Here is a 15,578-nt window from a genome sequence, read left to right on the forward strand (position 1 = left end):
GGGTGTCGGGTGGGGTGATTCTGCGCCCCACCCGACACCTGTTCGGAGCCGGCAATGATCTGGAGGTGTGGTTGTCGATGGTTCACCCCGAGCAGATCGTGACTAGCCTGCTGGTGATGGTGACTGAATGCCGCCGTGGAATCGGTGGATTCGCGGAGTCGATGTGGTTGAGCCATGATTTCGGAGACGGGAGTTCCCTGACGCCCGGCCTTGAGGTCGAGCTGCCGGATGGGGCTCCGGGCGTCTATGTCGGTTTTACTGTCAGCCGATGGGCCGACAGTGACCTGCCTGGCGTGAGCGACGATGTCGATTTCGAGTTGATGATCGAGGTTGCGGACGCGGGTTTCATCGTTCATTCGGTGATTCAGGCACTGCTGGCCATGCCATTCGGCGAGTATGCCAAGGGATCCCACGTCCTGTATCGCAACCGGTCGGGGGTCTTGGACTTCGAGGCGACGTTGGTCGAGGCCCGGGCCCATGTGGCGGCGCTCTGGGACCTCGACGACGTCCTCCCCGAGGTGGGTTTTCCGCGGAGATGACGAGCCGCACGAATGGAGGCCCCGCACCGGATTCGGTGCGGGGCCTCCATTCGTCTGATGAAGCGGGTCAGCCGGTGTTGCGCATGCCGGCGGCGATGCCGTTGACGGTGGTGAGCAGCGCCCGCTCCAGGGCCGTCGAGTCGGACGGGCCGCGGCGGGCGCCCGGGGCCGTCGGGAGCTGGCGGCCCGCCTCGCCCAGGTCACGGTACTGGCGGAGCAGCGCCACCTGCAGGTGGTGCAGCGGCTCCAGGTACGTGTCGCGGACGCTGAGGGTGCGGGACAGCTCCGGCTGGTTCGACAGGATCTCGGTGCCACCGGTGATGGCCAGCACCTCCTGGACGGTCAGCGCGTACTCCTGCTCGATCTTGGTGAAGATGGGGTGCAGCTGCTCGGGGACCAGGGTCTCCACGTAGCGGCGGGCGATCGACAGGTCGGTCTTGGCCAGCATCATCTCGACGTTCGACAGGAACGTGCGGAAGAACTGCCAGTTCTCGTGCATCGCGTCGAGCTCGTTGCCGAGACCCGCGGCGCGGACGGCGGCCAGGCCCGTGCCGACACCGAACCAGCCGGGGACGATCTGCCGGGTCTGGGTCCAGCCGAACACCCACGGGATGGCCCGCAGGCCGCTCAGACCGGCGTCGGCGTTGGGGCGCTTGGCCGGGCGGGAGCCGATGTTGAGGGCGCCCAGCAGCTCGGTGGGGGTGGCGGCCCAGAAGTAGGCGGCCAGGTCCGGGTCCTCGACGAGCGAACGGTAGCGGGTGAACGCCGCGTCCGACGCCGTGTCCATCACCGAGTCCCACACCTCGAGGCGGACCGGGTCGACGGAGATGCTGGTGTGCAGCAGCGTCGCCTGGAGGACGGCGGCGACCGTGAGCTCCAGGTTCTCCCGGGCCAGGGCGGGCACCGTGTACTTGTCGGAGATGACCTCACCCTGCTCGGTCACCTTGATGGCGCCGTCGAGCGTGCCGTACGGCTGAGCGAGAACCGCCTCGTGCGTGGGGCCGCCACCGCGCCCGACCGTACCGCCGCGGCCGTGGAAGAGCCGCAGCCGGACGCCGTGCCGGGCCGCGACGTCACGCAGCGACCGCTGTGCCTTGTGGATGCGCCACTGGCTGGTGGTGATCCCGGCCTCCTTGTTGGAGTCCGAGTAGCCGAGCATGATCTCCTGCACGTCGCCGCGGGCGCGGACGATCTCCCGGTAGGCCGGGATGGAGAGCATCTCGTCGAGCAGGTCACCACCGGCGTCGAGCTCGGCCGGAGTCTCCAGCAGCGGGATGATGTCGACCTGGGCACGGCCGGTGTGGATGTCGACGAGTCCGGCCTCGCGGGCCAGCACGGCCGCGGCGAGCACGTCGTCGACACCGAGGGTCATCGAGATGATGTACGACTCGATGACGTCGTCGCCGAACCGGACCTGCGACTCGCGGATGGTGTGGAACACGTCGAACGTCTTGCGCGCCGACTCGGTGAGCGGGGTGTCGATGTTGGACAGTGGCCGCCGCCCGGTCAGCTCGGCGGCGAGCAGCTTCGTCCGGGAGGGCCGGTCCAGCTCGGCGTAGTCGTCGACCTCGCCGACCTGCGCATACATCTGCTGGAGCACCTCGTGGTGCTTCTCGGCGTGCTCGCGCACATCGAGGGTGGCCAGCTGCAGGCCGAACGCGGACGCCTGCCGGATCGCGGTGGCGACGACACCGACCGCGGGCAGCTGGCCGGAGTTGCGGGCCAGCGACGCGCGCATCAGCTCCAGGTCGGAGATCAGCTCGGCGGAGCCGAGGTAGTCGCGGCCGGGCACGTGCGGGGTGCCGTTGACCAGGCGGGCGCGGGTGTTGGCCAGCTTCGCCTTGATCGCCCGGACCTTCAGACGGTACGGCTCCTCGGCGTTGACCCGGCGGAAGCGGGCCGCGACCTCGGGCAGGTTGTCGAGATCCTGGGCGAGGCTGGCGGAGAGGTCGAGCGAGACGCCGCGCAGCCGCCGGGAGACCGACAGCTCGTCGATCAGCGTGTCCATCGCCTTCTCGGTGGCCTGGATGCCGTGCTCATGTTGGATGAGCAGCACCTCGCGGGTGACCTTCGGGGTGACGAACGGGTTGCCGTCGCGGTCGCCGCCGATCCACGAGCCGAAGGTCAGCGGCTTGGAGGTGGGTGCCGTCTCCACGCCGAGGCGGCGCAGCGTCTCGGCGAGGTCGTCGAGCACCTGCGGGGCGGCGTGGGCGTACAGGTCCTTCAGGTAGTAGACCGCGTTGCGGGCCTCGTCGGTCGGGTCCGGCCGGTCCAGGCGCAGCTCGTCGGTCTGCCAGAGCAGGTCGATCAGCTCGGCGAACCGCTTGGTGGAGACGGTGGTGTCGGTGGCGCCGTAGAGGGCGGCGGCCGCGGACTCGGCGTCGAGGGAGTCGGCGACCTGGCGCAGCTTCGACAGGATCGAGCGGCGGGCGGCCTCGGTGGGGTGCGCGGTGAAGACGGGGCGGATCGCGAGGCGGCGGGCCGCGGCGGCGATCTCGTCGGCCGGTACGCCCTTCTCGGCGATCTGCTTCGCGGCCTGGTCCAGCCAGCCGCCGTTCTTGGCCCGGCGGCGCTGCAGGTCGCGGGCGCGGTGCACCTGCTCGGTGATGTTGGCCAGGTGGAAGTAGGTGGAGAAGGCCCGGGCCAGCTTGGTGCCGGTGGTGATGTCCATCGCGGCGAGCCGGTTCGCGGCTGCCGGGGCGTCCTGGCGGACCAGGGCTCGGATCTCTTCCACCAGGTCAAGCAGGGGACGGCCCTCCTGCCGGGCCAGGGTCTGACCGAGCAGCGTGCCGATCCGTCGGATGTCGGCGCGCAGTGCGGCGTCAGGACCCTCCGGGTCGAGGTGGGCAGGCTCGTCGGACATCGGGGCGCTCCTTCGCTCGGATGGCTCCAGGACGGCGCTGTCCCGACTTCGCCGATGTTATCGGCGTACCCCCGTCCGGGGGTGAATTGAGTCAAGAGTCTCACGACCCGGTCAGCGACCGAGCATAGGCGGGGTACCACTGACCTGCGGGGGAGCCCCGGCGCCGCATGCGCCGTCCGACTCGCCGGGGCGTTTCACCCAGAGGTACGCATCGACGAGCTCCCGTCCGGTGCGCAGGGTCGGGGCACGTCCGAGCCGCCGTCCCGGTGGATTGCACCAGTGCCGGTCGCCCTTGACCCGGCGGGCCGGCCCGTTGCCGTTCCGGCTGGTGTCGACGACGAAGTGCCGGCCGGAGAGCAGACGGGACAGCTCCGTCCCGTACCGCAGATTGGCTCCTGTGGTCTGGAAGTTGGCGACGTTGATCGCGAAGCCGCGGGCGCGGGTGGCGCCGGACCGTCGCAGCGCCGGCGCCATCCGCGCGGCGGAGATCCATCCGGGGTGACCGGCGTCGAGGTAGACCGTGACGCCCGGCTCGGCCCGCAACGTATCGACCGCGTGCGCGAGGAGCCGGTAGCGGGTGGCCACGGCACGCGGCGCGAGGCATCCCGAGACGGCCTGGGCCACCGCGTCCGGTTCGAGGATCACCAGGGCGCGGCGCCCGCGCATCGCGGCGGCCATCGAGGAGATCCAGTTCTGGTACGTACGGGCGTCGCGCGCCCCACCCGCCGAGTACTGCCGGCAGTCCCGGTGCGGGATGAAGTAGAGCGTGACGACCGGCACCCGCCCGGCCGCGCCCGCCGTGGTGACCAGCCGGCGGGCCCGTTCGGCGAACCCGGGCCGCGCGTCGGTGAACCACGTCGCGGCCGGCTGGTCGGCGATGCGCCGCATCACCGCCGCCTCCGCGTGCCGCCCCGACGCGCGCAGGTTGCGCACGTAGCGGGGCGCGAGCCCGCCCGGGTCGAGGTAGAGACCGGGGGTGGCCGCGGTGGCCGGCGGCGTCCGTAGGGCCGCCGGCTCGGCCGGGTCGTGGGCGAGCGCGACGGCGGCGGCGGTGGTGACGCCGAGCAGGGCGGCGAGCAGCCCGGCCCGGCGGCCCTTCCGGTGGCGGTGCCGTGCCATCGCTGTCAGCGCACCCGCACCCAGCGAGCCACGGACGGTACGCCGTTCTCGTTCATGAGAAACAGCATGTACCACCCGGACGGCACCAGACCGGGCTTCTCCGGCACGGTCACCTCGACGGCGTCGCCGAGTCTGCGCAGCCCGAGGGCGACCGATCGCTGGTCGACGTCGGTGACGTGGGTGACCGTGCTGGGCCGCAACAGCCGGGCCGACATGACGCGGCCCGCGTCCGCACTGCCGAACACGGCCGGCGCGCCCCGGTCGACCGCGGCCGGACCGCTGGTGATCACCGGCCGGTCGCCACGGAACAGGTACGGCGGACTGTAGATCTCGATCCGCTTCTCGAAGGTGCCGGCGTTCTTCCCGGTCGGATCGTAGAGCGGGTCCCCGCCCATGGTGATCACCCGGCCGTCCGGCAGCAGGATCGCCTCGGAGTGGTAGTTGCGCCCGACCGTCGACTCGGCCGCCGTCTCGAACACGTTGCGCCGCGGGTGGTAGATCTGCGTGTCGAACAGGTCGCTGCGCGGCTCGCCCCGGTACGGACCGCCCCGGTAACCCGACGAGCCGCCGGTGGTGAGGACGGTGTCGTCCGGCAGCACGACCGTCGACAGGTAGCGGGCCGGCTTCGGCAGGTCCGGTCCCGGCCGGTACCGCGGTTCGGCCTCGTCCAGGTCGGCGACGTCGGTACGCGCCGTCGACTGCTCCGACTCGCCGACCCCGCCACCCCCGAGGATCATCACCCGCTGATCCTGGGCCGGCGGCAGCAGCACCGACGAGCTGGTCTCGTTCATCCCGGCGTCCCGCAGCCCCGGCACCGCCCGGAAGGTGTTGCGCTCGACGTTCCACAGGCCCGGCGTGCGCCCCTCGGTGTCCGAGCCGTACCCGGAGTTGGAGCCGGAGTAGAAGACCCGCCCGTCGGCCATCAGGTGCAGGCCCGGATAGGTGGGGAAGTAGCGCTTCAGCTCCGGCGCGGCCACCCAGCGGCGCTGCTCGGGCAGATACCGCTCGTTGCGCCCGGGCAGGATCCGGCCGAACTGGTCCAGGCCGGAGACCGCGAGCACGTCACCGCCGGTCAGGCCGATCAGGGTCGGGTACCAGCGGTGGTCGCGCATGCTCCCGGTGCGGACGTAGCGCTCGGTCAGCGGGTCGAACTCGTAGGACGTGCGGTCTCCGCCGTACTCCTGCTTCTCGCGGGTGATCTTCTCGGCGATGCCGTAGAGGTTGCGGGCGTCGGCGCCGGTCAGGCCCTCGAACCTGTACTGCGCGGGGGTGCGCACCACCGGGCGGTCGCCCTCGGCCACCGCGTCGGCCCACACCTCGGTCTCGCCGGCGTGCACCATGATCTGCCCGTGGTGGGTCATCTTCCGCGCGGCCGGGACGGTCGCCTTCGACCGGGTCCGATAGACCTCGCCGGTGGCCGAGAGCAGGCGGGTGCCCTTCGGGAAGACCCGCGGGCCGCCGTCCGGCGACTCGTTCTTGAGCTTCATCACCCCGGCGGCGTGCTCGACGTCGGCTTCGAGCACCTCGTAGGACCTGGTGCCCCCGGCCACCAGCAGCTTGCCGTCCGGCAGGAAGGTGTGCCCGGCGCAGAACACGTCGGTCGGCGTCGGGACCTCGGTGAACTCGTCGTCGCGCGGGTCGTAGAGCACGGTCCGGAACGACTTCGCCTCGAACGCGTCCCGGTTGTTGCCGCTGCCCGCGATGATCAGCACCTTGCCGGTGTGCAACAGCGCCGCGTGGATGGCGTTGACCTGGAAACCGCGGGGCACCGGCAGGCGGGCCCAGTGGCCGTACCTCTCCTTGTAGGACTGCCGATTGATCTGGTACGCGTGCAGCGCCTCCCCGGCGACCGCGACCATCGGCCGGTTCGCGACCGCCACCACGGCCAGCACCACCAGTGTGACCAGGCCACTGGTCAACCGCCGAGCGAGAGAGGGAGCCGAGCGGGGCTTCATGCGGGGGTTTCCTTCCTGCTGCGCAACAGCCACAAGGTGACCGGGGTGAGGCAGATCGCGAGATTGAGGGCGGGCCAGGCGTACATGGCCGGGTCGACGTGATCGACGAACGGGGAGAAGGTCAGCAGGGCGGCGTAGAGGGCGGCCCAGCGCAGGCCCGGCGCGAACGTGGCCAGCCGGTCCGGGCTGGTCGAGTCGCCCTTCGGGGTCACCACGAAACCGGACCGGCGGCGCAGCACCGCGGACAGGAACGACGAGACGTAGACCGGGGTGCACAGGGTGGAGGCGAGCATCCCGGCCAGCCCCGACGATCCCGACTTCTCGTGCGGGCTGACGTTGTGCCGCCGGTTGAAGAGGTAGAGGCCGACCTGGAAGAGGGCGGCATCCACGTAGAGCATCAGCCAGACCTCGCCGGGCACCTGCACGCCCTTCGCCCCGAGCAGCAGGAAGCAGGCCGCGTTCAGCGCGCCCAGCAGCCACGCCGCGGCGGTCAGCGGGTAGTACGACATGAGCAGCGCGTACTGCAGCGCGCGGGCCGGGCCGAGCCGGAGCAGCAGTGCCGCGAACCGGCGGACCACGACCTCGTCGGTGCCCCGTGACCAGCGGTGCTGCTGGGTGAAGTAGTCGGTCCAGGACGACGGCCCCTCGCCGACGGCCAGCACGTCCGGCGTGTAGACCGACGTCCAGCGATTGCCGGTGGCCGGGTTGCGGGTGGCGTGCAGCTCCACGCTGGTGGCCATGTCCTCGGTGATCGAGTCCTGCAGGCCGCCGATCTGCTCCAGCGCCGAGATCCGGACCGCGTTGTTCGTGCCGACCAGCATGGCGATACCCCGGCGGTTCCCCGCTCGTTGCAACAGGGCGTGGAAGAGATACTGCTGTGACTCGGCCCAGCGGGTCACCCGGTTGTCGTAGTTGCCGTAGATCTGCGGGCCGACCACGAACGCCACGTCCGGATCACGGAAGTAGCCGATCAGCCGTTCGCAGAAGTTCGGGGCCGGCACGTGGTCCGGGTCGACCGAGACGAACACGTCGTACTCCGAACCGTGCGCCGTCAGCCAGGAGTTGTAGTTGCCGTGCTTGGTCCGCGCCTTGTAGCGGCCACTCGGCGTGTTGAGCTCCGCGACGCCGTGGCGGGTGAAGTGACGGACCCCCAGCCGCTTGCACATCAGCTTGACCACCGGATCGTCGCCCTCGTCGAGCAGCCACACGTCGTAGTGGCCCTCGTAGCGGACCTGCCGGGCCGCCCGCAGCGTGCGCTCGACCATCTCGACCGGCTCCTTGCCGGGCACGATCGTGGTGAGGAACGCGACCCGCAGCGTGGTGTCCGGCACGACCGGCTGCGGATCCCGGGCCCAGAGCGTCGCGAGGCACAGCGTCACCACGTTGACCAGCCGGAACATCTCGATCGCCGCGGTCGCCACGATCATGAAGCCGGTGGCCAGGTAGAGAGTCGTGTGCAGGCCCCGGTCGGGCATCTCGATCGAGGTGACCAGCCAGCCGAAGAACGTGCTCTCGAAAGCGAAGGCGAACAGCGTGATGAGCAGTGTCCGGATCGGACGGCGACGGTCCAGCCGCCGCATCCGCACCCGGTACGGCCCACGCTCCGGCGCCTGCTCGGCGGGGCCGGCCAGCACGCTGTAGGCGCTGTAGGCGGACTGCCGGGGCAGTAGATGTGTGCTGTCCGTCTCGTCGCTCGGCATCGGCGTGCGCCCGGTCGGCGGCCGCTGCGGCGGAATCTTCCCGGTGACACTCGGGACAGGTTGAGCTCGCACGTTTCGCCTCCCCATCTCGTGCGCAACGTCCGGGCACTTTTCCACGACTGCTCCCGCCGCATGTCGGACATGCTGTGCGATAAGGCGCGCGGTGCGGGATCTGTCGGTGTGTCGGACTAAGCTGAGGGCACACCCCCGTCCTCCACCTGGACCGGGGCTGTTCGTCGTGCCCTCGGGGGGTCACTCGCCATGCAACTGTCCGGTCTGGTTCCTGCCGCTCTGCGCGATCGCGGCCTCGCCCGCGCGCGAGACCTCGCGGCCAAAGGCTTCGTCGACTCGGACTCGCTCGACCTGACCGCGCCGGTCTCGTTGCGCCCGTTCGTGGTGGCCACGGTCGCCGGCCCGGCCGACCTCGGCGGCGCCCAGCGGCCCGTGCTGGCCGTCACCGCCACCTCGCGTGAGGCCGACGACCTGGCCGACGCGCTGGCCTGCCTGGTCGACCCCGACCTGATCGCCGTCTACCCCTCCTGGGAGACGCTGCCGCACGAGCGGCTGTCGCCGCGCTCCGACACGGTCGGCCGCCGCCTCGCCGTGCTGCGCCGGCTGGCCCACCCCGGTGACACGCCGCTGCGGGTGGTCGTCGCGCCGGTCCGGTCACTGTTGCAGCCACAGCTCAAGGGCCTCGGTGATCTGGAGCCGGTGGAGCTGGTCACCGGCCGCGAGGTGGAGCTGGAGGCGGTCGCGCGACGGCTCTCCGACATGGCGTACGCACGGGTCGACCTGGTCACCAAGCGTGGCGAGTTCGCGGTCCGCGGCGGCATCCTCGACGTCTTCCCGCCCACCGACGAGCACCCGTCCCGGGTCGAGTTCTGGGGCGACGAGGTCGAGGAGATCCGCACCTTCGCGGTCGCCGACCAGCGCACCATCGACCAGGTGCCACGACTGTGGGCGCCACCGTGCCGCGAGCTGCTGCTCACCCCGTCGGTCCGCGCGCGTGCCTCGGAGTTGTCGACGCAGCACCCGGAGCTGGCCGAGATCCTCGACAAGCTCGCCGAGGGCATCCCGGTCGAGGGCATGGAGTCGCTGGCGCCCGCCCTGCTCAGCGGCACCGACAGCATGGAACTGCTGATCGACTGCATGCCGGCGGGCACCCACGTGCTGCTCTGCGACCCGGAGCGGATCCGGACCCGGGCGCACGACCTCACCCGCACCTCCGACGAGTTCCTGGAAGCGTCCTGGGCGGCGGCCGCGGTCGGCGGCCAGGCGCCGATCGACGTCGGCGCCGTCGCCTTCCGCAGTCTGGCCGACGTCCGGGCGCACGCGGCGGTCCTGCACCAGCCGTGGTGGAGCATCTCGCCCTTCGGCCTGGCCGCTCCGGAGCCGGAGAACGCGCTCCCGTGGGAGGACAGCGCCCCCGTCGAGGTGTCGCCGGACCTCGGTGACGCCGTCGCGCTCGCCGCGCAGCCCGTCCCGCTCTACCACGGCGACACCGCGAGACTCGCCGGTGATCTCGCCGGATGGGCCGGCCAGGGTTGGGCGATCGCGCTGGTCTTCGAAGGCAAGGGGACCGCTCAGCGGGCCGCCGAGCTGCTCCGCGACGCCGGACTCGGCATCACCGTGGTCGACTCGATCCCCTCGGTCATCCCCGACGGGCAGGTGCTGATCACCTGCGGCGGCCTGAACCACGGGTTCGTCGACGAGGCGTCCCGGCTCGCGGTGATCACCGGTAACGACATCTCCGGCGGTCGTGGCGCGTCCACCAAGGACATGCGCAAGCTGCCCGCCCGGCGGCGCAACACCATCGACCCCCTCGAGCTCAAGACCGGCGACTTCGTGGTGCACGAGCAGCACGGCATCGGCCGCTACATCGAGCTGGTGCAGCGCGTCGTCAACGGCGCCGAGCGGGAATACCTCGTCATCGAGTACGCCGCGTCCAAGCGTGGCCAGCCCGGCGACCGGCTCTTCGTCCCCACCGACCAGCTCGACCAGCTCTCCCGCTACGTCGGCGGCGAGTCGCCCACCCTGCACAAGATGGGCGGCTCCGACTGGCAGAAGAGCAAGGCCCGCGCCAAGAAGGCGGTCAAGGAGATCGCCGCCCAGCTCATCCAGCTGTACGCGGCGCGCCAGGCCTCCTCGGGCCACGCCTTCGGCCCGGACACCCCGTGGCAGCGCGAGCTGGAGGACGCGTTCCCGTACACCGAGACCCCCGACCAGATGGCCGCCATCGTCGAGGTCAAGCACGACATGGAGCTGCAGGTCCCGATGGACCGGCTGATCTGCGGCGACGTCGGTTACGGCAAGACCGAGATCGCGGTACGGGCGGCGTTCAAAGCCGTGCAGGACGGCAAGCAGGTGGCCGTGCTCGTGCCCACCACGCTGCTCGCCCAGCAGCACTTCAACACGTTCACCGAGCGGATGAGCCAGTTCCCGGTGCAGATCAGGCAGCTGTCCCGCTTCCAGACGCCGAAGGAGACCACCCTCACCCTGGAGGGCGCCGCCAACGGCACGGTCGACATCATCATCGGTACACACCGGCTGCTCGCCAAGTCGACCCGCTTCAAGAACCTCGGCCTGATCATCGTCGACGAGGAGCAGCGCTTCGGCGTCGAGCACAAGGAGCAGCTCAAGGCCCTGCGCGCCTCGGTCGACGTGCTGACCATGTCGGCCACCCCGATCCCGCGGACCCTGGAGATGGCGATCACCGGCATCCGCGAGATGTCGACGATCGCCACCCCGCCGGAGGAGCGGCACCCGGTCCTCACCTATGTCGGCGCCTACGACGAGAAGCAGGTCGCCGCGGCCGTCCATCGCGAGCTGCTCCGTGACGGCCAGGTCTTCTACCTGCACAACCGGGTCGAGTCGATCGACCGGGCGGCCCGGCGGCTGCGGGAGCTGGTGCCCGAGGCCCGGGTCGCGATCGCGCACGGCCAGATGAGCGAGGAACAGCTCGAGAAGGTGATGGTCGGCTTCTGGGAGAAGGAGTTCGACGTCCTGGTCTGCACCACGATCGTCGAGTCCGGCATCGACATCCCCAACGCCAACACCCTCATCCTCGAGCGCGCCGACCTGCTCGGCCTCGCCCAGCTGCACCAGATCCGCGGCCGTGTCGGCCGGGGACGCGAGCGGGCGTACGCGTACTTCCTCTACCCCCGGGAGAAGCCGCTCACCGAGCACGCCCACGAGCGGCTGGCGACCATCGCCCAGCACACCGAGCTCGGCGCCGGCATGTACGTGGCGATGAAGGACCTGGAGATCCGCGGCGCCGGCAACCTGCTCGGCGGCGAGCAGTCCGGTCACATCGAGGGCGTCGGGTTCGACCTCTACGTGCGGATGGTCGGCGAGGCGGTGGCCCAGTTCAAGGGCGAGCGCCCGGAGGAGGAGCCCGAGGTCAAGATCGACCTGCCGATCGACACGCACCTGCCCACCGAGTACATCTCGGTCGAGCGCCTGCGCCTGGAGATGTACCGCAAACTCGCCGAGGCCCGCGACGGCGCCCGCCTCGACGAGGTCGTCGGCGAGATGAAGGACCGGTACGGCGAGCCGCCCGCCCCGGTCGTCAACCTCATCGCGGTCGCCCGGTTCCGGCAGGTGGCCCGCACCTACGGGCTCACCGACGTGTCCGTACAGGGCAAGCACCTCCGGTTCTCGCCGCTGCCGCTGCCCGACTCCAAGCAGATGCGGCTCAAGCGCTACCACCCGGACTCGGTCTACAAGACCGGCACCGATCAGGTCAGCGTGCCCCGGCCCAGCACCCGGCGGATCGGTGGCGAGCTGCTGCGCGACCAGGACCTGCTCCAGTGGTGCGCGCAGCTGCTCAAGGACGTCCTCGGCGAGCCGGCGAAAACCGTCGCGGCCCGGGCGACGTAAATCACAGTGCCCGTGAGAGAGTGTTGACCATGCTGCGTGCCCGCCGAGTCGCCTCCGCTGTTGTCGCCGCGTCCCTCGCCGTGGGCGGCCTGTCCGCCTGCCGCTCGGAGTCCTCCGTGGCCGCCTACATGGGCAGCGCCGGGGAGATCACCGAGCAGGAGGTCGACAAGGTCTGGACCGAGGCGTACGACACCCTGACCGACCAGGCGCAGGCCGCGGCGGCGGAGGCGGAGAAGGCGCAGCGCGAGACCGAGAAGAAGCGTGAGGAGGCCGGCGAGGAGGTCACCCCGGCGCCCACGGTCACGGCCGAGCGGGCCCAGGTGCCGTTCACCCGTACCCAGGCGCTCCAGGCGCTCGTCGGTCACGAGATCTACGGCCGTCTCGCCGCCAAGCACTCGGTGAGCCTGCCCGCCGACGTGCCGTACGCGCAGTTCGCCGCCGAGAAGAAGCTGCCCGCCGACTCCACCTACGCGAAGCTCTACATCGAGAACTACTACCTTCGCGGCCTGCTCACCCAGTCGCTGGTCTCCACCGCCGCACCAGCCGAGGCGGACATGCGCTTCGTCTACGACCAGCTCGCCGCCAACGGCGGTGTCGAGCCCGGTCAGGACTACGCGGCCTGGCGATCCGCCCAGGGCGAGCAGAACCTGCAGGCGGTCGCCGCCGCGGCGAGACTCCGCGAGGAGGTCCGGGCCACCTCCGACGAGCTGCGGATCAGGCTCAACCCGAAGTATGCGTTCGACCTGACCGTGCTCGGGGTCGAGGCCGAGACCGGTGGCCTCGACCTGCTCACCGCCGACTTCGACGACCGCTGGGCGGTCCCGGTGGACGACCTGTCTTGAGCACCCGGATCGTCCTGCTCGTCACGTCCCCCGGCTACCGGCCGGGCTGCTGACCGCCGAGGCGTGGGACGCCGTCCGGGCGTACCCCGTCTTCGCCGGAGCGGACAGCGCCCAGGCCGAGGCGCTGCGGGTCACCGGCGTGCCGGTCACCGTGCTCGACACCGACGCACAGGGCCTCCTCGACGCCGTCGCCGGGCAATCGGCCGCCGTCTGGCTCGCCGGGCCGGACGGCGACCAGGCCTTCGCCCGGCAGCTCGGGCTGCGACTGGCCCGCGAGCCAGGCCTGGCCGAGCTGGAGCTGATGTACGGCTCCTGGGACCCGCCCGGCGCCCGGCTCCTCGACGCCGTCACCGTGATGGACCGGCTCGTCTCACCCGGCGGCGACCCGTGGAAACGGCAGCAGACTCACCTGACGCTCGCGCCCTACCTGCTGGAGGAGAGCTACGAGGCGTACGACGCGATCACCGGCGGCGACTTCGACGCGCTCCGCGAAGAGCTCGGCGACGTCCTCCTACAGGTGGTGCTGCACGCCCGCCTCGCCGAGGAACGCGAGGAGAGCGACCGGTGGAGCATCGACGACGTCGCCGGTGGCCTGGTCGAGAAGATGATCCGCCGCAACCCGCACGTGTTCGCCGGCGAGCAGGTCGCGGACATCGAGGAGATCACTCTCAACTGGGAGCGGATCAAGCGCGAGGAGAAGTCCCGCGACTCCGTGCTCGACGGGGTCGCACTCAGCCAGCCGGCCCTCGCTCTGGCCGCGAAGATCCTGCACCGTGTCGAGCGGGGCGGCGTGTCCGTGCCGCTGCCGTCCGACGACGACCTCGGCAACCTGCTGCTGCGGGCGGTCGCCGAGGCCCGCGCCGCCGGTCTCGACGCCGAAGCCGCTCTCCGGGCGGCGGCCCTCGCCTACGCCGAAGCGGTGCGCGCCGCCGAGAAGGACAGCTGACCTCCGCGTCGTCCCCGCAACCCCGGGTGTGGCCCTCACCGGGGCGGCTCACACGGTGAGTGGGTCGGTGGCCCGGTGCCGGGAAAATGTCAGTCCTTCCGAGTAGGTTTCACGGCATGCCGGAGTTCGTACCGCTTGCCGAGCGCATCGTCGACGCGCTCTTGGAGAGCGACCCCGCCACCGCGTCCTACGCGGGTGACCACCGCTTCGACGACCGCCTGCCCGACCACTCCGCCGCCGCCGTGTCCGGCCGTGTCGCCATGCTGCGCGAGGCCGGTGACGCGCTGAGCGGCGTCGACCCCGACGGCCTCGACCCGGAGGATCAGGTCGACCACGCCATCCTGACCGCCCGGGTGGAGCGTGAGCTGTTCGAGCTGACCGAGGTCCGCGAGCACGAGTGGAACCCGTTGGAGCACAACCCCGGCCCGCTGCTGCACGGGTTGATCGCCCGCCCGTTCGCGCCGCTCGACGAGCGCCTGACCAGCCTGGCCGGTCGTCTCGGGGCCATTCCCGACGCGCTCGCCACCGCCCGTGCCGTGCTGCGCGACGTGCCCCGCATCCACACCGAGACCGCGGTCGGCCAGTTCGCCGGCACCGCCGGGCTGATCCGCGACGAGGTGCCCCGCCTGCTGGCGCAGACGCCCGGCATGCGCGGCGAGGTGGAGCCGGTCGCCGCGGCGGCGCTGTCGGCGCTCGGCGAGTTCGACGGGTGGCTGCGCGCCCGGCTCGACGGCGACGACCACGGCCGTGACCCCCGGCTCGGCCGCCGGCTCTGGGAGGCCCGCCTGTGGCACACCCTCGACACCGAGCTGCCCGCCGCGGAGATCCTCTCCCGGGCCCGGGCCAACCTCGACCGGGTCAGCGAGGCGCTGCGTGAGGCGGCCGCCGAGCTGACCGGCGGCCCGGCCACCGACGAGACGGTCCGGCGCGCCCTCGCCGGCATCGCCGAGAGACATCCCGACGACACCACCATCGTCGGCCTGGCCAAGGTCACGATGGACGAGGCGACCGAGTTCGTGGGGCGGCACGACATCCTGTCCCTGGTGGACGATCCGTGCGTCATCGAGGAGATGCCCGAGTTCGCCCGGGGCGTCGCGGTGGCCTACTGTGACCCGCCCGGCCCGCTCGAGACCGCAGACGTGCCCACGTTCTACTGCATCGCGCCGGCCCCCGCCGACTGGCCGGCCGAGCGGATCGCCAGCTTCTACCGTGAGTACAACGACGAGATGCTGCGCAACCTCACCGTTCACGAGGCGATGCCCGGCCACTTCCTGCAGATCGCCCACTCCCGCCGGTTCCGGGCCGCCACCCGGGTGCGTTCGCTCGGCTGGTCCGGCCCGTTCGTCGAGGGCTGGGCCGTCTACGCCGAGGAGCTGATGGCCGGTCTCGGCTTCGGTGGCCTGCCGGTCCGGGTGCAGCAGCTCAAGATGCAGCTGCGGATGAGCCTCAACGCGATCATCGACCAGCTCACCCACTGCGACGACCTGCCCGAGGCCGAGGCGATGGCCCTGATGACCGGCCGCGGTTTTCAGGAGGAGGGCGAGGCCGCCGGCAAGTGGCGGCGAGCGCTGCTCACCTCGACCCAGCTGTCCACCTACTTCGTCGGCTACACCGAGGTCGCGGCGATCGCGGGGGCCCGCCCGTTCGGCGCCACCCCGAAAGCCTGGCACGACGCGATGCTGGCCCACGGTTCGCCCCCACCCCGCCACTTGCGAGCGCTCCTGGGCGTCTGACC

Annotated in this window: 8 protein-coding genes and 1 pseudogene; 5 read left to right on the forward strand and 4 right to left on the reverse strand. The window is 71.2% G+C overall.

Translation table 11 applies throughout. From position 1 onward, the window contains the following. The first annotated feature begins 2 nt into the window (after positions 1 to 2). Positions 3 to 539, forward strand: coding sequence for a hypothetical protein (locus tag ACQPZW_RS03835; RefSeq protein ID WP_433793450.1), 537 nt, complete (start codon positions 3 to 5; stop codon positions 537 to 539). Positions 540 to 606: 67 nt separating this feature from the next. Here ACQPZW_RS03835 and ppc read toward each other — a convergent pair whose 3' ends face one another. The 4 genes from ppc to ACQPZW_RS03855 form a co-directional block, all read right to left on the reverse strand. Then, a complete protein-coding gene (ppc, locus tag ACQPZW_RS03840) occupies positions 607 to 3,402 on the reverse strand; it encodes a phosphoenolpyruvate carboxylase (protein ID WP_433793451.1) in 2,796 nt (931 codons plus the stop codon). Positions 3,403 to 3,513: 111 nt separating this feature from the next. Continuing rightward, positions 3,514 to 4,521, reverse strand: coding sequence for a glycoside hydrolase family 6 protein (locus ACQPZW_RS03845; protein ID WP_433793452.1), 1,008 nt, complete (start codon positions 4,519 to 4,521; stop codon positions 3,514 to 3,516). A gap of 5 nt (positions 4,522 to 4,526) precedes the next feature. Next, positions 4,527 to 6,476, reverse strand: coding sequence for a galactose oxidase-like domain-containing protein (locus tag ACQPZW_RS03850; RefSeq protein ID WP_433793453.1), 1,950 nt, complete (start codon positions 6,474 to 6,476; stop codon positions 4,527 to 4,529). Next, a complete protein-coding gene (locus ACQPZW_RS03855) occupies positions 6,473 to 8,248 on the reverse strand; it encodes a glycosyltransferase family 2 protein (RefSeq protein ID WP_433793454.1) in 1,776 nt (591 codons plus the stop codon). Before ACQPZW_RS03855 ends, ACQPZW_RS03850 begins: the two co-directional genes overlap by 4 nt. Before the next feature lie 189 nt (positions 8,249 to 8,437). Here ACQPZW_RS03855 and mfd point away from each other — a divergent pair, with 189 nt between their 5' ends. From mfd to ACQPZW_RS03875, 4 genes and pseudogenes are all read left to right on the forward strand, one after another. Then, complete coding sequence (gene mfd, locus ACQPZW_RS03860; RefSeq protein ID WP_433793455.1) at positions 8,438 to 12,055, forward strand: transcription-repair coupling factor; 3,618 nt, start codon at positions 8,438 to 8,440, stop codon at positions 12,053 to 12,055. A 29-nt stretch (positions 12,056 to 12,084) separates the two neighbouring features. Then, entirely contained in the window at positions 12,085 to 12,897 is an 813-nt protein-coding gene (locus ACQPZW_RS03865) for a hypothetical protein (protein ID WP_433793456.1), read from the forward strand. Continuing rightward, positions 12,894 to 13,843: pseudogene (locus tag ACQPZW_RS03870) on the forward strand (nucleoside triphosphate pyrophosphohydrolase). The gene ACQPZW_RS03865 and the pseudogene ACQPZW_RS03870 overlap by 4 nt, the downstream one beginning before the upstream one ends. A gap of 116 nt (positions 13,844 to 13,959) precedes the next feature. Then, complete coding sequence (locus ACQPZW_RS03875; RefSeq protein WP_433793457.1) at positions 13,960 to 15,576, forward strand: DUF885 domain-containing protein; 1,617 nt, start codon at positions 13,960 to 13,962, stop codon at positions 15,574 to 15,576. Positions 15,577 to 15,578: the final 2 nt, after the last annotated feature.

The organism is Actinoplanes sp. CA-252034, from assembly GCF_050956125.1.
Taxonomy (GTDB): domain Bacteria; phylum Actinomycetota; class Actinomycetes; order Mycobacteriales; family Micromonosporaceae; genus Actinoplanes.

Excerpts from the sequence above, each read along its gene's own strand:
- ppc (WP_433793451.1), bottom strand. The coding sequence starts at position 3,402 with ATGTCCGACGAGCCTGCCCACCTCGACCCGGAGGGTCCTGACGCCGCA.
- ACQPZW_RS03845 (WP_433793452.1), bottom strand. The coding sequence starts at position 4,521 with ATGGCACGGCACCGCCACCGGAAGGGCCGCCGGGCCGGGCTGCTCGCC.
- ACQPZW_RS03850 (WP_433793453.1), bottom strand. The coding sequence starts at position 6,476 with ATGAAGCCCCGCTCGGCTCCCTCTCTCGCTCGGCGGTTGACCAGTGGC.
- mfd (WP_433793455.1), top strand. The coding sequence starts at position 8,438 with ATGCAACTGTCCGGTCTGGTTCCTGCCGCTCTGCGCGATCGCGGCCTC.
- ACQPZW_RS03865 (WP_433793456.1), top strand. The coding sequence starts at position 12,085 with ATGCTGCGTGCCCGCCGAGTCGCCTCCGCTGTTGTCGCCGCGTCCCTC.
- ACQPZW_RS03875 (WP_433793457.1), top strand. The coding sequence starts at position 13,960 with ATGCCGGAGTTCGTACCGCTTGCCGAGCGCATCGTCGACGCGCTCTTG.